Here is a 17,036-nt window from a genome sequence, read left to right on the forward strand (position 1 = left end):
CATGTGGCAGTGGGCCCATCTGCTGGGGTTCAACCTCTACTGGCTGCTGGCGGTGAAATGGCAGCAGCCGGGTCCGCTGCTGTTGATGCTGCTGCTCCACTTCATCTTCTCTCCAAGCCGCAAGGGGGATCTGCGGTTATTGCCGGTGGCCCTGGCCGGTTGTCTGCTTGATGGCCTGCTCTGGCAACTGGGGCTGTTTCAATTCCCGGCCGGCTTTCCTCTCTGGCTGGTGCTGCTGTGGCTGGGATTTGCCTTGAGCCTCAGCCATGGACTGCGCTGGTTGCGCCCCTTGCCTCGCTGGCAGCAGGCGCTGTTTGGCATGGCGGGTGGCGCCTCCTCCTATGTGGCGGGAGCGGCCATGGGCGCAGTACACTTACCCTGGGGCATCTGGATCAGCACAGCACTATTGGCGGTGATCTGGATGTGGTGGTTACCCGTACTCCTGTGGGTAACGGTCAAGCTTGAGGGTGAATCAAGATGAACACCTTTTCGACCGACGCCTTGTTGTTTTCCAAGTGGACCAAAGAGAGCCAGCACGAGCTGACCGAGCGTTACTATCTGGTGGTTGCCTGCCAGCGTGATGCGCAGGGTCGACTGGCGCGCGTGGTGATGCAGGATATCAACACCTTGCTGGAACAGGAGATGGATTGGCATGAACTGGAAGATCCCGCGAATTGGCACATGGGGTGGAATTAGCCTCCTGATTGCCGCACTTGGCGCCATGATGGCACCCTCTGCGCAGGCATCTGCCGCCCCCTGGCAACAGCTGCGCCCGGTCGGACAGGGGGAGATGAACTGGCTCTGGTTCAAACTCTATGATGCCACCCTCTACAGCCAGAGTGGCCGCTATCAGCCGGGCCACTATCCCCAGGCACTGACCCTCACCTACGCCAGAGATATCGAACGAGATGACCTGCTGACCGCCACCGCAGAGGAGTGGCAACGGCTGGGGCTTGGCAGCGAGACGCAGCGTCAGCAGTGGCTTGGGCAACTGGCAGCCTTCTGGCCCGATGTGGCGGCGGGGGACACACTGACCTTCTATGTGGATGAAGCCGGGGTTGGCCACTTCTGGTGGCAGGACAAACCCCTCGGCACTCTTCCTGACCCACAATTTGCGGTCGCCTTTCTGGCCATCTGGCTTGCCGACAACAGTCGCGATCCTGCCCTTACCCGCCGCCTGCGCGGTCAACTCTGATGCTGGAGTACTCAATGTCTTTCTATCGTTGCTGTCGTTTTCTGCTCGTGTTGCCACTCCTGTTGCTCACTGGCTGTGGCGCCAGCCTGGATGACTATCGCGGTCAGGGGCCGAACTGGGATCTCGCCCGTTTCTTCAATGGCAAACTGGTGGCTCATGGCCTGGTGACAGACCGCAGCGGCGAAGTGACCAGTCGCTTTCGGGTCGAGATGGTGGGGCGCTGGCAGGATGGCAAGGGCGAACTGTTTGAGCAGTTCTACTTTGATGACGGCCGTCAGCAGACCCGGACCTGGTTTTTGAGCAAGGGGGCAGATGGTCACTGGCGCGGTACCGCATCCGACGTAGTGGGGGAGGCGGTAGGCAAGACGGAAGGTTTTGCTCTCAACTGGCGCTATCAGCTCGATCTGGTACTGCCGGATGAGCAGGTGGTGAGGGTGAGCTTTGATGACTGGATGTACCTGCTGGATGAGGATCGCCTGATCAATCGGGCCGAGATCAGCAAGTTCGGCATTCATCTGGGAGAGGTGATCCTTTACATCGAACGCACAGAAGGGTGATAAATCTGGATAATCAGCGGGTTGTCACACCAGGCGATAGCCATTCCCTATCAATCACTCAGGTAGCAACGATTACCTCTTGAGTCTTAATGGCGTTAATCTGGCTCCGTCGTCAAATCTGGAGGTGAAACATGAAAAGTCCGATTGGTCTTGATACCGTTCAATCACAAGCCTTGGCCGCCGAGCTGAACAAGTTGCTGGCCAGCTACCAGATCCTCTACATGAACGTCCGTGGCTTCCACTGGAATATCCGCGGCAATCAGTTCTTCGAACTGCACCTGAAATTTGAAGAGATCTATAACGATCTGCTGCTCAAGGTCGATGCCCTGGCTGAGCGCATCCTCACCCTGGATGGGGTACCCATGCACAGCTTCAGCGACTACCTGAAAGTCTCTGCCATCCCGGAGCAGAAGGGGCTGCATGACGGTCGTGCCTGTGTCGAATCCCTGCTCGAGAGCTTCCGCGAGCTGCTGGTCGCCCAGCGCCGGATCCTGGGAAAAGCCGCCGAGGCCGGTGACGAGGGGACGGCATCCATCCTCTCCGACTATGTGCAGCAGCAGGAAAAACTGGTCTGGATGCTGCGCGCCTATCTGGCCTGACCGCTTGTTGATGTGAGTTTTGTTGTAAACCTTTGTCGTAAACCTGAGTTGTCTCTCCTTTTATCCACCCGCTTGCCGCCCTGTTTGGGCGGCTTTTTTGTTTTTGATCTGCATCAATGAAAACTTAATTGGCAAATTGAATGCCTATTAAGTTTTTGGCGAGGGGCATAGAATCGCCACAAAACAAGTAACTGAAATGTCCAATTAGGAGAGGCATGATGTTTTGTGTGCAATGTGAACAGACAATTCGTACCCCGGCAGGCAATGGCTGTGCTTATGCACAAGGCATGTGCGGCAAGACGGCCGAAACCTCGGATCTGCAGGATGTGCTGATCTATGCGCTGCAGGGCCTCAGCGCCTGGGCGCTGGCCGCCCGCGAACATGGCGTCATCGACAACGAGATCGATGCCTTCGTGCCCAAGGCCTTCTTCGCCACCCTCACCAACGTCAACTTCGACTCCGCCCGCATCGTTGCCTATGTCAACCAGGCGTTGGCTCATCGTCAGCAGCTGGTCGACCGTCTGGCTGCACTGGCGGTGCAAGTCACCGGCTTGCCCGAGGCCGCCGGCTTCGAGCCGGGTGACGAGCTGCTCGCCCAGCTGGCCCATGCGCCGCAAACCGCGGTCAATCGCGGCAAGAGCGAGGTGCACGAAGACATCATGGGGTTGCGTCTGCTCTGCCTCTACGGCCTCAAGGGGGCTGCCGCCTACATGGAACATGCCCGGGTACTGGGTCAGCAGGATAGCGAGGTAGCCGCCGAGTTCCATCGCATCATGAGCTGGCTCAGCACTGACCCGAGCGAGCTGGATCCCCTGTTCAAATGCGCCATGGAGATTGGTCTGCTCAACTTCCGTGTCATGGAGATGCTGGATCTGGGCGAAACCACGGCGTTTGGCCACCCCGAGCCGACCCAAGTGCGCGTCACACCGGTGCCGGGCAAGTGCATCCTGGTCTCCGGTCACGACATGGTGGATCTCAAGCTGATCCTGGAGCAGACCGCAGGCACTGGCATCCATGTCTACACCCACGGCGAGATGTTGCCGGCGCTGGCCTACCCCTTCTTCAAGCAGTACCCGCACCTGGTGGGCAATTACGGCTCCGCCTGGCAAAACCAGCAGAAGGAGTTTGCCAACTTCCCCGGTGCCGTTGTGATGACCTCCAACTGCATCATAGATCCCAACGTGGGCGACTATAGCGACCGCATCTTCACCCGCTCCATCGTCGGCTGGCCGGGCGTGACGCACCTCGAAGGGGACGATTTCTCCGCCGTGGTGGCAAAAGCCTTGTCGCTGGACGGTTTCAAGCACACAGAGCTCGAGCACTTCATCACCATCGGCTTTGCCCGCAATGCCCTGATGCAGGCCGCCCCGGCAGTGATTGAGAAGGTGAAAGCGGGTGAAATCAGCCACTTCTTCCTGGTGGGCGGTTGTGACGGCGACAAGGCTGAGCGCGCCTATTTCACCGAGTTTGCCAAGGCCGCCCCCAAAGACAGCCTGCTGCTCACCCTGGGCTGCGGCAAGTACAAGTTCAACAAGCTCGATTTTGGCAACATAGGCGGCATTCCCCGTCTGCTGGACGTGGGTCAGTGCAACGACGCCTACTCCGCCATCCAGCTGGCGCTGGCGCTCTCCGAGGCGTTCGAGTGTGGCGTCAATGACCTGCCGTTGACCCTGGTACTCTCCTGGTTCGAACAGAAGGCCATCGTCATCCTGCTCACCCTGCTGGCCCTCGGGGTGAAGGACATTCGCACCGGCCCGACCGCACCGGCCTTCCTGACCCCGGCCCTGCTCAAGGTGCTGGAGGAGCAATTCGGCCTGAAAGGGACCACCACGGCCGAAGCAGATCTCGCCGAGATCCTGGCTGCCTGAATCCGGTGATCGCGCAGGCCGTGCCGGCCTGATCATCTCAGCATGTTGTAAGCCTTTGGCGAGCCTGGTGGCTCGCCTTTTTTTCAAAGCGTCGTGTTTAAAAAACATGTTTTCAAAATGAGGAGCCTTGTGATGACCTCCACCTCTCTCACCCTGCGTTGCATCGGTCGTCGCGCCGACACCCATGATGTGGTGAGCTGGCAGTTCGCGCCGCTCGCTGGCAGCCTGCCTCCCGTGCTGGCAGGTCAGTGCGTCACTCTGCACACAGAGATAGACGGCCAGCCCATGTGCCGCGCCTATACCCTCTCCTCCAGCCCGCAGGATGCGTGCTGGCAAGTCACCATCAAGGATGTGGGGCGGGTCTCCCACCATCTGCACCAGAGCCTGCAGGTGGGGGACGAGATCCGGGTCGACGGCCCTTTTGGCGACTTCAACCTGACTGCGCTGCCCTGCGAGCGGCCGCTGCTGCTCAGCGCAGGCTCCGGCATCACCCCCATGTGGGCCATGTTGCGCGACGAGCTTGCCAAACGGCCTGAGGCGGACATCCGCTTTATCCACAGCGCCCGCTCGCCAGCGGATGTGATCTTCGCAGATGAGCTGGCTGCGCTGGCCGAATCTCATCCCGGCGTGCGCCACGCTTTAGTGCTGGAGCAAGTACTGGAAGAAGCGCCGACGGCTTATCCCTGGGTTGGCCGACTCAGCCCGGACATGCTGAGGGAATTGGCGCCGGACTTGCTCGCTCGCCACGTCTATCTGTGCGGCCCTGCGCCTTACATGGCTGCGGTGAGTAGCATGCTGGCGGAGCTGGGGTTGCCAGCGGAGCAGTTGCATCAGGAGTCGTTCGGCCTGCCCGAAGCTGTGCCGGTTGCTGCCGCCAGCGACCATTTCTGGCTGACCCTCAAGAAAAGCGGCAAGAAGGTGAAGATACTGCCGGGCCAGACCCTGTTGGCCGCACTGGAGGGGGCTGGCGAGACCATGATGGCCGCCTGCCGCGCCGGAGTATGTGGCGCCTGTCGCTGTACCACGATTGGCGAGATCGAACGGCAGAGCGTGATGACGCTGAGTGCGCAGGATCTGGAGATCGGGGTCGCACTGGCCTGCTCCTGCACCGCCAGGGGGGATGTCAGCCTCGACTATTGATGGCTTCATTGGCATCTCAAGCTTTTCCCGATGACGCAGGGTAGGTAGACTCTGCCCAGTTTCACCAGAACACGGGATAAAAAATGACAATATTGGTCACGGGCGGCGCCGGTTATATCGGTTCCCATACCCTGGTTGAGCTGCTGGGTGCCGGGCAGTCGGTGGTGGTGCTGGACAACCTGTCCAACTCCTCCCCCGAGTCCCTCAAGCGGGTCGAGCGGATCACCGGCAAGCCGGTCATCTTTGTGGAAGGGGACGTGCTGGACAGAGCCTGCCTGCAGCAGCTGTTTGCCGCCCACAAGATTGAATCCGTGATCCACTTCGCCGGCCTCAAGGCGGTGGGGGAGTCGAGCCAGATCCCGCTCACCTACTACCAGAACAACATCACAGGCACTTTGGTGCTGTGCGAGGAGATGGCAAAGGCGGGCGTGTTCCGGCTGGTGTTCAGCTCGTCGGCCACCGTGTATGGCGATCCTGCCTCTGTGCCGCTGCGGGAAGATTTCCCCACCAGCGCGACCAACCCCTATGGTCGCTCCAAGCTGATGGTGGAAGAAATACTGCGTGACTTGTCCAAATCCGATCCGCGTTGGGCCATAGTGCTGCTGCGCTACTTCAACCCGGTCGGCGCCCACGAGAGCGGCCTCATCGGTGAAGATCCCAACGGTATCCCCAACAACCTGCTGCCCTATATCAGCCAGGTGGGTGTCGGCAAGCTCAAGGAGCTGGGGGTGTTTGGCAACGACTATCCAACCCCGGATGGCACAGGCGTGCGTGACTACATCCACGTGGTGGATCTCGCCCTCGGCCATCTCAAGGCGCTGGCCCGCATCGCTGCCGATACCGGTGTTTTTACCTACAACCTGGGTACCGGTCAGGGCTATTCCGTACTGCAGATGATCAGGGCGTTCGAGGCGGCCAGCGGTCGCACCATAGCGTACCAGATCAAACCGCGCCGCCCCGGTGACATAGCCGAATGCTGGGCCGAGCCGCACAAGGCCCGTGACGAGCTGGGCTGGCAGGCGGAGCGCGGGTTGGAGCAGATGATGATCGATACCTGGCGCTGGCAAAGCCAGAACCCGAATGGCTATGGTCCTGCTGCGAAGCCGTGATCAAGGATCATGCGCTGCTCTTCGCCTTGCTGACAGCTCGTCGCGACGGCCCATCAGTTCTGAGGGCTAAAGCCTGAATGGCAAAACGCCCCGGCATCGCAATGCCGGGGCGTTTTTTATGTACGAAGGGCTGGGTTACTGAATGCTCTTGCCCGCGCGCACATCCTTGATGAAGCCTTTCAGGCTCGCCAGATCACGGGGTGCGCCACGCAGTATCTGGTCACCTATGATGAAGGCCGGTGTGCCTGAGATGCTCATGGCTTCGGCCAGCGCCCGGTTGGTGCCGAGGTTCTGATCTATGCTGCCGTCCTTGAGCTTGGCCTCGACCTTGCTCCAGTTTACCCCGGCCGCTTCTGCCAGCTGCTTCACCTGGGCTTCATCGGACAGCGGGCCCTGATGGGCGTACAGCTTCTCGTGGAAGGCCTGGTATTTGTCAGGCTGACCCAGTTGCACTGCCAGCGCCGCCCGGGCCGCGAAGTAGGAGGTCTCGCTCAGGATGGGGAACTGCTTGTAGATGTAGCGGATATCCTTGTCTTCACCCAGCAGTTGCTTGATCAGCGGATGGGCGCGCTTGCAGTAACCGCAGTTGTAATCGAAGAACTCGACCACGGTCAGGCTGCCCTTGGGGTTGCCGCTCTCGGGATCCTTATTGGAATAGAGCTGCTTGGCGTGCGCCTCGATCAGGCTCTTGTCGTTGGCCGCTTGCTGGCTCTCCTGCTTGGCACGCAGGGCATTGGACATCTCGACCAGGATCTCCGGATTCTTGACCAGATAGTCGCGCACGATTTGCTCGACATCGCTCTTGGTCAGCTCGCTTGCCTGAACCGGCGCCGCAAGCAGGGTGGCGCCAGTCAGGGCGCAAAGCAGGGCATGTTTGATTCTCATAAGTCCATCTTGCTGGGAATTTCGTGATGGTCACTATAGTGGGTGAGTCTGTTTTCAAGTCAAGTTATCTGGTTGAAAAAGCGCTGTTTCTGCCCGTTTTATCGACTTTATGCGTCATTTAGCCCAATAAATCGGCAAACGAACCAAAAGGGGATTTACAAGCCGGATCGCCATGGGTAATATTCGCCGCACTGTCGCGGAGGGGTGGCAGAGCGGCTGAATGCACCGGTCTTGAAAACCGGCGATGGGCGACCATCCGTGGGTTCAAATCCCACCTCCTCCGCCATTTATTCAGCCCAAAAGGCCATCCGAAAGGATGGCCTTTTTGCTATGTGCTATGTGCTATGTGCTATGTGCTATGTGCTATTTCTACTTCTTGTTCGGTTTTTAATTGCGTTTTTATGCAGAAAAATGGCGAAACGGTAGCATAAAGTGTGGGAGACCTCTGATTTTAGGATGTGTTGGGGTGTGTCATCTATTGACGCTTGTTAACATGCGATACGTTTCCATGTTTGGTCACCCTATCTTGTGCACGATCCTCATACCGTAGAAATGAACACCCTGCATGCGCTGGATCTCATCGCCCAGTTTGAGACGGCCGCTGATGAGCGCACCATAGTGACCTTGTTGCGTGAATTGACAGCGCGCATGGGGTTCGATTATTTCAGGCTCGGCCTGATCTTCCCCAGTACCATTCAGCGTCCCGACGTCATCATCTTTAACGGTTGCCCACAAGCCTGGGTAGATACCTACACTGCCAGCGGCTTCTTTGCCATCGATCCCATCGTCAAACGCGGCATGACCCAAAGCACTCCCATTCTGTGGGCCGATGTGGCGCGCGATGACGAGAGTTGCGATGAGCAGGGCCGGGAGGTGATGCAACTGGCCAGCGAATTCGGCATTCGCGATGGCGTGACCTTTCCCTGGCACGGTGCCAACGGCCATGTGGGCCTGCTCTCCTTTATCACCAGTGCACCACGTAGTAGCCAACAGTGGCTCTCTGCAGTGCCGTTTCTCAGCTGGCTCTCCATGCATATCTTCGAGGCGGTAGCTCGGGTCTGTCTGGCCGGACTGTCACCGCAGGATGCGCTGAGCGTGCGGGAGCTGGAGGTGTGCCGATGGGCGGCGGAGGGAAAGCAGGTGAGTGACATTGCCCAGATATTGGGGATCACTCCTCGTACCGTGACGTTTCACTTGAACAATGTAGTGAGCAAGCTGGGAGCCAGCAGCAAGAGCCAGGCCATCTCATGGGCCCTGAAGCAGGGCGTCGTCAGACTGAATGTAGAGATGGCATTGGTTGCCAATGTGGATGAGGGGCAGTGATTCACTTTGTATCGCGCAAAAAATTGCGCAATATGCGAAATATTCAGCTGGCAGGGCAACTATTCCCGGTGTAAACGGTGGTCGGGCGCAGCTTATTGCGTCACGTGAGCTGGCTGGTGCAAAGCTATGTTGTTAATGCATTGAAAAATATGAAATAAAAAGAGTGGCATGGTCGCTGCTAATGGTTTCGGTCGAGTGTCATTACCGTTCAACCAATCAGGAGCATACACATGCCAACTCCATGTTATATCAGCATCGAAGGTAAAACCCAGGGCAACATCACCGCGAGTGCCTTCACCTCCGATTCCGTCGGCAATATCTTCGTGCAGGGCCACGAAGACGAGATGCTGGTACAAGAGTTCCAACACGTTGTGACCGTACCGACTGACCCGCAATCCGGTCAGCCTGCCGGCCAGCGTGTCCACAAGCCGTTCAAATTCACCGTTGCCCTGAACAAGGCCGTACCGCTGATGTACAACGCCCTGGCCTCCGGTGAAATGCTGCCGAAAGTGACCCTGAAGTGGTATCGCACTTCCGTGGAAGGCAAGCAGGAGCACTTTTTCTCTACCGTGCTGACCGATGCCACCATAGTCGATATCGACTGCCAGATGCCCCACTGCCAGGATCCGGCGAAGTCTGACTTCACCCAGCTGATCCAGGTCTCTCTGGCCTACCGCAAGATTGACTGGGAACACACGGTCGCCGGTACCTCCGGCTCTGACGACTGGCGCGCACCCAGCGAAGCGTAAGCTCCGCTCTCTTATTGACGTTATTCCTTGTTGCACACCCAGGGTTCTGGCACTTGCAGTGTCAGCGGTTGCCAGACCTGTGCAAATTTTCTCCGGCCTGTTCATCTGGATGTGGTCGGAGCTTTTGTGTTTTGCCATATGGCCCAGGATCTCGGCCTTATTGCAAAGCACAACAGAGGCCAGTCGAGATGTGTTCCACTATTTCAGTGCTCGGTGACATAGGCACCGACCACGATGGTTTTCACCCATCCCCAGTGATTGCTGCCAGCCCGGACGTCTTTCTCGACGGCAAACCGGTGGCCCGTCAGGGCGATCCGCTGGCACCCCATGACAAACCCAATAATCCCCTCCATCCGCGCAGCATCTCGGGCAGCGTCGGCACTGTCCTGTGCTCTTTGCGGCGCAGTGGCAAACCCATCGCCGTGACCGGTACCGCCATCGGTTGCGGTGGGGTTGTGATTGGCTCGGGCAGCGGACAGGCAGGATAAGGAACAGCGTTATGGCAGACAGCACAGGATTACAATTCACCGTCAAGGTAGGGGCGCTGCCCGAGAGCACTTTCGTGGTGGCCGAGTTTGTGCTGGAAGAGGCGCTGAACAGCCCGTTCCAGTTGCGATTGGAATTGGCCAGCCCCCAGCCGGATGTCGACTTTGCCGATGTGCTGGACCAGCCGTGCGAACTGCTGGTGTGGTACAACGGCGAGTTGCAGCGGCGGGTGTGTGGTGTGGTCAGTGACTTTGCGCAAGGGGATAGCGGCTTTCGCCGTACCCGCTATCAGCTCATGGTGCAGCCGGCGCTGTGGCGGCTTTCGCTTCGTCACAATTCCCGCATCTTCCAGGCGCAGAAACCCGATGAAATCCTCTCCATCCTGCTGCAAGAGCACGGTATTACCGATTACGCCTTTGCCCTCAAGAATGAGCACGCCAAGCGGGAATACTGCGTGCAGTACCGGGAAACCGACCTTGCATTCGTCAACCGGCTCGCCGCCGAAGAGGGGCTCTTCTATTTCCATGAATTCGACGTGGGCAAACACCGCATCGTGTTTGCCGACGACGCGGCTGCATTAACAGCCGGTCCCGAGCTCTTCTTCAACCTGGGCAACCGCTCCTTGGAACAAGGGCCATATGTGCGCCAGTTCCACTACCGGGAAGCGGTACGGCCCAGCGATGTGGAGCTCAAGGACTACAGCTTCAAGACCCCGGCCTACGGACTCTCCCACAAGAAACAGGGCAGCGAGCTGGAGCACCAGCGCGATACTTACCAGCACTTTGATTTTCCCGGTCGCTACAAGCAGGACCCGAGCGGCAAAGCGTTTGCCCAGCACAGGCTCGATGCGCTGCGCAATGACGCAGTGGCGGGCAGCGGCAAATCCAATAGTGCAGCCCTGCTGCCGGGGCAGTTTTTCTCGCTGACCGAGCACCCGAACGGCAGCCTCAACACCGACTGGCAAATCGTGCGCATCAGCCACACCGGCTTGCAGCCACAGGCGCTGGAAGAGGAGGGGGGTAGCGGCCCGACCGTCTACCACAACGAGTTTGGGGTGGTCAAAGCTGCGACCACCTGGCGTGCCCGTATTGGCAGCCCACAAGCCCCTCACAAGCCCATGGTGGACGGCCCGCAAATTGCCATCGTGGTGGGCCCCGAGGGGGAAGAGATTTACTGCGACGAACACGGCCGGGTGAAACTGCAATTCCCGTGGGACAGATATGGCAGCTCCAACGACCAGAGCTCCTGCTGGGTGCGGGTGAGCCAGGGTTGGGCGGGTGGCCAGTACGGCATGATGGCGATTCCGCGCATCGGTCACGAAGTTATCGTTTCATTTTTGGAAGGGGACCCGGACCAGCCTATCGTCACCGGTCGCACCTTCCACGTCACCAACCGGCCGCCCTACGACTTGCCAGCCAACAAGACCCGTACCGTGCTGCGCACCGAAACCCATCAGGGTGAGGGCTTCAACGAGCTGCGTTTTGAAGACCAGGCGGGGCAGGAAGAGATTTATATCCACGGCCAGAAAGACCTGAACGTACTCATCGAAAACGATGCGGCCTGGCACATCAAGCATGACCAGCACACAGATATCGACAACGAGCGGGTGACCCGCATCAAGGCCAACGACCATTTGAGCGTGGAAGGAGAAAAGCGGGACCAGGTCAAGGGTGACCTGTCGCTGACCGTCGATGCCTCCATGCATCAGAAACTGGGTCAGTCCCTGCTGGTCGATGCTGGCAGCGAGGTGCATCACAAGGCTGGCATGAAAGTAATGATGGAGGCAGGCGCCGAGCTGACCCTGAAAGTGGGCGGCAGCTTCGTCAAAATAGACCCAAGCGGCGTCACTCTCAGCGGCGGTTCCATCAAGATGAACTCCGGTGGCAGCCCGGGTTCCGGCTCCGGCTGGGGTGGCCAGATGCCGATCCAGCCCGGTGAGGTTGAAGTGGTAGCACCGCCGCCGCCGATGGAGCCTGTGCGTCAGATTGCGACGCTGAAATCGGCAGAGCCGGTCTGTGAAATTTGTGAGCAGTTGGCCGGGCAGGAAGGGGGCGATTGATGGGAGCTATCCCACTCGAGATGACGCCCGATATTGAGCTGGCCAACGCTGAGCGGCTCTATTTGCTGCTCGATGGTGCCCGTATTCCCGAGCTGGAAAGGGTTTTGTTCGAACAGGATGATGCTCCCGTTTATCAGCCTATTTATCTTTATGCTCCCTGGGACAGCCTGCGAGAGGTGAGCCCCTGTCTGGTGTGTGCAACGCCTAATCTGCTCGATTGGTTTATGCAAAACCGTGAACCATCATGGGGTTACCTGCTATCGTCCCAGCTTGGCTTGTTGCCTCTTGCTGAGCGACTGAGAGCGCTAATCGAAGTCGAAAGCCCTTACGGCAGCCGGATCCTGCTCAAACTTGCCATGCCTGAAACCATGTGGCGTTTGTTTATGGATGACGAGCCCTGGCTCTGGCAAGACGTTGAGCAGGTCTGGATCCCGGTGCGGCAAGCCAACCAGCCAGTGTGGTGGCACAAGACAGTGTCACCTGAGTTGGGTGAGCCGGTTGGTAAACGGTTCAGACTCTCGGATGCGCAGTGGACTCGGCTGGGGGAAGTCAGCTGGCAGCACACCCTGGATGTGATCCGGCAACACATGGCCAGCTGGTTCCCGGCCCGTTTGCAGGAACAAATTGAGCCCGCAGCGTGGATTGCCCGTTGGGCTGAACAGGCCTATGGCAAGGGGTTCGAGAGTGAACGGGATTTGCTGCTGTTTTTCAATGTGCTTGGCTACCTCGGCAGTGGCTGGTTTGAGCAGGATGAATATCCCCGTATAAAGGCCTTGATCACTCAGCCTTCGGCACAAACCCCATCGCAACGTATTGAGCAAGCCGCTGAGCTGGCGGAAGCACTGAGTAAAAAGGATCAAGACGCATGAGTACGCCCAATCAAGCCGCCCAGTGTGCAAGTCCAAACAACAGCAAGAGCCCGGCAGGAGTCTGCCCGCTCAAGAACAAGAAGATTGCCATCATCCCTGTGCGTTACGCCCTCGATGAGCCGTTTTCCCCGCCACAAAAGCAGCCTCATCCAGTGCCTGCCGGCGCTGGCTTTATGGCCCCGCTCAAGTTCAAAGAGAGCGACTATGCCTTGCGCCAACTGCGTGATGGCTGGCTCTATGTTTATGACGAAAAGGCCAAGACGTTCGATGAATATGAAATAAAGGGCGCGACTTTCATCAGTCAAAGCAAGGGGAGCAAGGGTCATCTGCTCTACCCGGCGAGTCACACCCTCTCCCTCATTTATTCTCCCCAGCGCTGGACGGGGCGCATCAGAAAAGAGATGGAAAAGAGCAGCAGCTTGCGCAGTGCCTGGATGCGACAAGTCAAGCTGGGCAGCTTTGCCAGCTCCATGAAGGCACCCCATTGCGGCCTGCCTGATTTACTCGACAAGGTCGCGGATCTGGGGATGTCGAATCAGGGATTCGTGCTCTCTTGTGCTCCACTGGCCAAGCCGGCAGAAGAGGATCAGCAAGGGATCAAACTGTTGGCACACAAGCCTGCGGGTTCACCCGCCGCCTACAAGGCGGGAATGCCAGATCCCCAAAGCGCCATGGTGGTCGCTCTGGAGGATCCGCTGGCCGATCTTGCCGACCTTTCCATGAAGGTCAATCAACTGCTGGCCAAGCGGGAAGCTTTGATGGGTGAAGATGAGAAACTGCGCAAGGTAAACACGCACAAGCTGATGATGGCCGAGGTGACGCGCAATCTGGCCAGGGTGCGACTCGATGAGAAAGATTTGCCCGCCTCCGTCAGGGGCAATGTGGCCAGGACCCAGGCGTTTGAAGAGGCGCTGGATGATTATCTTGGGGATCGTTATCTCGCGGATATGGAGAGCATGACGGCAGAGCCTGGCGTGGTGAGGTTTGACTCTCCCATGGAGAAGCAAGCAGATGCCAAGCTGAAAATCTTGCGGGAACAATATGGTTTCAACCCATCCCACAAGCAGGTAAGGCAGTGGAAAGAGCGCGCAGCCTTCCAGGATGAGGTCAATTGGACTGGGCTCAATGCGTTTATCAAGCAGTATCAGGTGCCACTCAATGAGCTGGAACTGGCTCTGGGTCGGGCCCATGAGGACTTGTTCAATGGCGTGACCCGCCTCAAGGCCGAGCCGCTGCCCTTTGGTCTGGACAACAGAACGACCAAGGGACAAGCCTATCTGCAGACCCTGTTTGCCGAGGCTGGGCAGGCGCTCTCCCTCAGTTGCAGCACTGAGACCAGGAAAAAAGCGCTGGAAAAACTGCTTGGCGAAAAGAGCCGCGACAACTTGCTGGCGCTGGCCCCTTATGGTTTTGATATTGAGCTGTACAAGGGACTGAGCGAACAGACGGTAGACAATGCCTGGCTCAGCACTTCGTCTGGCGACATGACGGCCCTCTTTGGTAGAGCGGCCGATCTGGAAACGCTATTAGGGGATGAGAGGCTCAAGCAGAAATCCTGGTTCCAGACTGCCGAAGCCGTGATCGAGGCCATGAAGGTGGCGGGAAAATCAATGGCCAAGGGGGCTCACGCCCAGATCATGGCGGCTATCTTGCCCCACGCCTGGAAGAACAGCCTGGCAGGCAATCTGAGGCTGGTGCTGCTGGAGTCGTTGCTCGGCGACCAGCCGCTGCAGGTCAACCGCGGCTATCGGATGCTCCACAACAGTTTCCAGCAGAGGGTCTGGTCCATTGTCAAAGAGATGTCGGCCATCAGCTCGCCACCACCCGGGCGCAATACCACGGTGCAAGCCATCAATGGCCAGCTAAAAACCCTGCAGCAACGGCTGGATACCCTGATTGCCAGCGAGATGCCCATGCTGGTCAAACTGAAAGGCGATCTTTACCAGCAGCAGGCCAGACAATATGTCGGTGACTATCTGGCGAGCGTGCGCAGTGGAGTGAATCAACGCATCACTGCCATGAACGAGAGAGTCCCCAATCTGGCTACCTTTGGTGGCTTGGTGGCCCTGCTCAATCTCTGGAACCTGACTGTGGTCATTGCAGGGACGGCGCAAAACGCCCAGTCCATCGGTCTGGGACGGGCAAATATGCAGCTGGGCTCGGCCTTTGCCTGGACGGGCAATGCCATCGCCGCGCTCTACCAGGGGGCTGCGTGGGAGAAGTTAAAGCCTCTAGTAATTAACGGCAAAACACTAACATCATTGCCAATTAGTGACGTGTTGGGAAGTGAGAGCGGAGCTTTGATTAAGTCCTTCTCTATACGGATGTTAGCTTTTGCTGGATTGGGAATGGTGGCTGCAGGGGCAGAGATGTGGGACACCTTCCAGGCCAGTCAGGATCCCCTGATAAGCGATATGGAAAAGACGCTCTTACAGATGAAAGCAGGAGTATTGCTGGGGCAGGGAATCATCTTTGGTGCACAACTTTTCTATCTATTGGGTAATGGACTGGGTTTCTCATCAATCGCAGCGATTTTTGCGCCTTGGATGATAGTCGGACTCTTTGTGCTGGGCATAGCCTATCTTGCTCTAACAGTGCTGCTGAATATATTTAAACGCTCGGATCTGGAAAAGTGGCTGCTGCAATCCACCTGGGGCAAGCAACCCGCCAACTGGTCCGCAGAAGACGGACTGGCTCGCTTTGAATTGCTGGTTAATAAGCCTGGCGCCAGCCTGACGGTGGTACGCACCCCAGCTCAGGGCTGGATGGACAGTGGTCGCCCACAGTGGCAGTTGCAACTCTCGCTCCCTGCGCACTTGCGAGGGCAGACTATAGGACTGCAGGTGATCGGTCAGCCTCTGGCTCGGGCTGGTCAGATGGTGCCGATGCGATCCAAAGAGGATCTGGCGCGCTATCAGGCTGCCATGCAGCCCAAGACGCTGGAAACACAACGAGGACGCTGGGATGACATGGTCTATACCCTGCCTTTGGGGATCGATACCAATACCGCCATTAAGTTGGAACTGGGCTATATGGGCGGTATGGTGCAGCGGCAATTTGTCTTCAAGGGCAGCGGCAATAGCAACGGCCCCATCACATTGGATACCAGCAGTGGTGAACTGAAAAATATGCCTGCTCTGGTAGTTGGCAATCAAGGAAGTAAATAATGAACAAGATGAATGAAATAGCTGAGGCAAGCGAGCAGGAGACTCCTTTTCATCAACTATCGCAGGAAGAACAGCATAGAATCAGTTCTGATAATCAGAAGAGAGTACGCGAGGCACCGACAATCCATGAATGGGAAATAAGGGTTAGGGAGTCTTTTGTTCCTGTTTTTATATTGTTGTTGATCGGCACGCCTGTAATTATTGGTGCAGGAATGTTATGGAATAAATCATCTAGCGGTTGGGTTTTTATTATAGTAGGGGCAATTATGTTCCCCTATCTACGTTATTTAGTTATGGCTGATAAGCATTACCATTACCGGCTAACGACAGAAGGGTTAATCACCACTTATCATGATGCCATTCCCGAAGTGGCCTACACCATAGTCCGTGGTTTGGCTTGGCTTGGGGTGGTGGTTTGCGTGATAGCAGTGGCCGTATTGGGACCGTTAGCACTGGTTGGCGCAGGTGGCATGGCACTTTTTGCTATTTTTTTCACTAACTTTGAAAAGAAAATATCGGTTGAGTACACGGTATTTAATAAAGAACAAGAATATGTTGTGAAGGTGGTAAAAAATAGAGGCCTTATTCGGTTTGATATCATCCCATTCAGTTGGTTCGAATTTTCTTATTTATATTGCAATGAAGGTGAACTATATAAGGTATTATCAGGTTTAATGAGAGAGCTTGGGTGCTATGAATATAGAGAGTTTAAAAGTGAATTATCTCTTCGTAGAGCTCCTGTGGGTGTATTGGATGTTGGCGTCCCAAGGAAACTGGATGAAATTGAAAAATAACCTATTAGCATAATACGTTTGTTTAGCTGTGACAGCTATAGGAATATTCAAATTATTGGTTTCAGAGAAATGGTCATTCAATCAACTCTTGGGCAGTCAGTCCGTCGAGAATGAACTGGCTCGTTTTGAACTGCTGGTCAATAAGCCGGGGGCCAGCTTGACTGTGGTTCGTTCTAGGCCTCAGGGCTGGATGGACACTGGTCGCCCCCAGTGGCAGTTGGAACTCTCGCTCCCCG

General features: G+C 57.2%; 16 protein-coding genes and 1 tRNA gene. 16 read left to right on the forward strand and 1 reads right to left on the reverse strand.

From position 1 onward, the window contains the following. Nucleotide 1: 1 nt before the first annotated feature. From AC1P02_RS10575 to galE, 8 genes are all read left to right on the forward strand, one after another. Complete coding sequence (locus tag AC1P02_RS10575; RefSeq protein ID WP_005311932.1) at nucleotides 2-481, forward strand: DUF2878 domain-containing protein; 480 nt, start codon at nucleotides 2-4, stop codon at nucleotides 479-481. Continuing rightward, nucleotides 478-696, forward strand: coding sequence for a TIGR02450 family Trp-rich protein (locus AC1P02_RS10580; RefSeq protein WP_005311934.1), 219 nt, complete (start codon nucleotides 478-480; stop codon nucleotides 694-696). Before AC1P02_RS10575 ends, AC1P02_RS10580 begins: the two co-directional genes overlap by 4 nt. After that, nucleotides 653-1,195: a chalcone isomerase family protein gene (locus AC1P02_RS10585; protein WP_058393524.1), complete on the forward strand. Its 543-nt coding sequence runs from the start codon at nucleotides 653-655 to the stop codon at nucleotides 1,193-1,195. The genes AC1P02_RS10580 and AC1P02_RS10585 overlap by 44 nt, the downstream gene beginning before the upstream one ends. Nucleotides 1,196-1,209: 14 nt before the next feature. Further along, complete coding sequence (locus AC1P02_RS10590) at nucleotides 1,210-1,752, forward strand: DUF3833 domain-containing protein (RefSeq protein ID WP_485185365.1); 543 nt, start codon at nucleotides 1,210-1,212, stop codon at nucleotides 1,750-1,752. Nucleotides 1,753-1,883: 131 nt separating this feature from the next. Then, on the forward strand, nucleotides 1,884-2,351 hold the full coding sequence (locus tag AC1P02_RS10595; RefSeq protein WP_485185366.1) for a Dps family protein: 468 nt from the start codon (nucleotides 1,884-1,886) through the stop codon (nucleotides 2,349-2,351). A 218-nt stretch (nucleotides 2,352-2,569) separates the two neighbouring features. Beyond that, complete coding sequence (gene hcp / locus AC1P02_RS10600) at nucleotides 2,570-4,219, forward strand: hydroxylamine reductase (RefSeq protein ID WP_485185443.1); 1,650 nt, start codon at nucleotides 2,570-2,572, stop codon at nucleotides 4,217-4,219. Nucleotides 4,220-4,351: 132 nt separating this feature from the next. Further along, a complete protein-coding gene (locus AC1P02_RS10605; protein WP_447832316.1) occupies nucleotides 4,352-5,359 on the forward strand; it encodes an FAD-binding oxidoreductase in 1,008 nt (335 codons plus the stop codon). Nucleotides 5,360-5,442: 83 nt separating this feature from the next. Beyond that, nucleotides 5,443-6,468 (forward strand): UDP-glucose 4-epimerase GalE, encoded by a 1,026-nt coding sequence (gene galE, locus AC1P02_RS10610; protein WP_447832317.1) that lies wholly within the window; start codon nucleotides 5,443-5,445, stop codon nucleotides 6,466-6,468. 135 nt (nucleotides 6,469-6,603) lie between these two features. Here galE and AC1P02_RS10615 read toward each other — a convergent pair whose 3' ends face one another. Then, complete coding sequence (locus AC1P02_RS10615) at nucleotides 6,604-7,353, reverse strand: DsbA family protein (protein WP_155603914.1); 750 nt, start codon at nucleotides 7,351-7,353, stop codon at nucleotides 6,604-6,606. A gap of 198 nt (nucleotides 7,354-7,551) precedes the next feature. On the opposite strand from AC1P02_RS10615, the gene AC1P02_RS10620 reads away from it, so the two are divergent. The 8 genes from AC1P02_RS10620 to AC1P02_RS10655 all read left to right on the forward strand — a co-directional run bounded on the left by AC1P02_RS10620 (nucleotide 7,552) and on the right by AC1P02_RS10655 (nucleotide 16,800). After that, nucleotides 7,552-7,639: transfer RNA gene (locus tag AC1P02_RS10620), tRNA-Ser, on the forward strand. Between the two features lie 266 nt (nucleotides 7,640-7,905). Beyond that, nucleotides 7,906-8,676, forward strand: a complete 771-nt coding sequence (locus tag AC1P02_RS10625; protein WP_485185367.1) for a LuxR family transcriptional regulator — start codon at nucleotides 7,906-7,908, stop codon at nucleotides 8,674-8,676. A 230-nt stretch (nucleotides 8,677-8,906) separates the two neighbouring features. After that, the gene (hcp1, locus tag AC1P02_RS10630; RefSeq protein WP_021140316.1) at nucleotides 8,907-9,425 is read left to right on the forward strand and encodes a type VI secretion system effector Hcp1; all 519 of its coding nucleotides are present in this window, start codon (nucleotides 8,907-8,909) and stop codon (nucleotides 9,423-9,425) included. Nucleotides 9,426-9,613: 188 nt separating this feature from the next. Continuing rightward, on the forward strand, nucleotides 9,614-9,913 hold the full coding sequence (locus AC1P02_RS10635; RefSeq protein WP_125606263.1) for a type VI secretion system PAAR protein: 300 nt from the start codon (nucleotides 9,614-9,616) through the stop codon (nucleotides 9,911-9,913). An 11-nt stretch (nucleotides 9,914-9,924) separates the two neighbouring features. Next, entirely contained in the window at nucleotides 9,925-11,970 is a 2,046-nt protein-coding gene (locus tag AC1P02_RS10640) for a type VI secretion system Vgr family protein (protein WP_485185368.1), read from the forward strand. Further along, a complete protein-coding gene (locus tag AC1P02_RS10645) occupies nucleotides 11,970-12,839 on the forward strand; it encodes a DUF4123 domain-containing protein (protein WP_249276931.1) in 870 nt (289 codons plus the stop codon). Before AC1P02_RS10640 ends, AC1P02_RS10645 begins: the two co-directional genes overlap by 1 nt. After that, nucleotides 12,836-16,006 carry a T6SS effector BTH_I2691 family protein gene (locus AC1P02_RS10650; RefSeq protein WP_485185369.1) on the forward strand — a complete coding sequence of 1,057 codons (3,171 nt, stop codon included), beginning with the start codon at nucleotides 12,836-12,838 and terminating at the stop codon, nucleotides 16,004-16,006. The genes AC1P02_RS10645 and AC1P02_RS10650 overlap by 4 nt, the downstream gene beginning before the upstream one ends. After that, nucleotides 16,006-16,800: a hypothetical protein gene (locus AC1P02_RS10655; protein ID WP_485185370.1), complete on the forward strand. Its 795-nt coding sequence runs from the start codon at nucleotides 16,006-16,008 to the stop codon at nucleotides 16,798-16,800. Before AC1P02_RS10650 ends, AC1P02_RS10655 begins: the two co-directional genes overlap by 1 nt. Nucleotides 16,801-17,036 lie beyond the last annotated feature (236 nt).

The organism is Aeromonas sp. TS_SC_11 (genome assembly GCF_057318915.1).

What these genes read in the sequence shown, in the direction of transcription:
- AC1P02_RS10575 (WP_005311932.1), top strand. Translation starts at nt 2, where the DNA reads ATGTGGCAGTGGGCCCATCTGCTGGGGTTCAACCTCTACTGGCTGCTG.
- AC1P02_RS10580 (WP_005311934.1), top strand. Translation starts at nt 478, where the DNA reads ATGAACACCTTTTCGACCGACGCCTTGTTGTTTTCCAAGTGGACCAAA.
- AC1P02_RS10585 (WP_058393524.1), top strand. Translation starts at nt 653, where the DNA reads ATGAACTGGAAGATCCCGCGAATTGGCACATGGGGTGGAATTAGCCTC.
- AC1P02_RS10590 (WP_485185365.1), top strand. Translation starts at nt 1,210, where the DNA reads ATGTCTTTCTATCGTTGCTGTCGTTTTCTGCTCGTGTTGCCACTCCTG.
- AC1P02_RS10595 (WP_485185366.1), top strand. Translation starts at nt 1,884, where the DNA reads ATGAAAAGTCCGATTGGTCTTGATACCGTTCAATCACAAGCCTTGGCC.
- hcp (WP_485185443.1), top strand. Translation starts at nt 2,570, where the DNA reads ATGTTTTGTGTGCAATGTGAACAGACAATTCGTACCCCGGCAGGCAAT.
- AC1P02_RS10605 (WP_447832316.1), top strand. Translation starts at nt 4,352, where the DNA reads ATGACCTCCACCTCTCTCACCCTGCGTTGCATCGGTCGTCGCGCCGAC.
- galE (WP_447832317.1), top strand. Translation starts at nt 5,443, where the DNA reads ATGACAATATTGGTCACGGGCGGCGCCGGTTATATCGGTTCCCATACC.
- AC1P02_RS10615 (WP_155603914.1), bottom strand. Translation starts at nt 7,353, where the DNA reads ATGAGAATCAAACATGCCCTGCTTTGCGCCCTGACTGGCGCCACCCTG.
- AC1P02_RS10625 (WP_485185367.1), top strand. Translation starts at nt 7,906, where the DNA reads ATGAACACCCTGCATGCGCTGGATCTCATCGCCCAGTTTGAGACGGCC.
- hcp1 (WP_021140316.1), top strand. Translation starts at nt 8,907, where the DNA reads ATGCCAACTCCATGTTATATCAGCATCGAAGGTAAAACCCAGGGCAAC.
- AC1P02_RS10635 (WP_125606263.1), top strand. Translation starts at nt 9,614, where the DNA reads ATGTGTTCCACTATTTCAGTGCTCGGTGACATAGGCACCGACCACGAT.
- AC1P02_RS10640 (WP_485185368.1), top strand. Translation starts at nt 9,925, where the DNA reads ATGGCAGACAGCACAGGATTACAATTCACCGTCAAGGTAGGGGCGCTG.
- AC1P02_RS10645 (WP_249276931.1), top strand. Translation starts at nt 11,970, where the DNA reads ATGGGAGCTATCCCACTCGAGATGACGCCCGATATTGAGCTGGCCAAC.
- AC1P02_RS10650 (WP_485185369.1), top strand. Translation starts at nt 12,836, where the DNA reads ATGAGTACGCCCAATCAAGCCGCCCAGTGTGCAAGTCCAAACAACAGC.
- AC1P02_RS10655 (WP_485185370.1), top strand. Translation starts at nt 16,006, where the DNA reads ATGAACAAGATGAATGAAATAGCTGAGGCAAGCGAGCAGGAGACTCCT.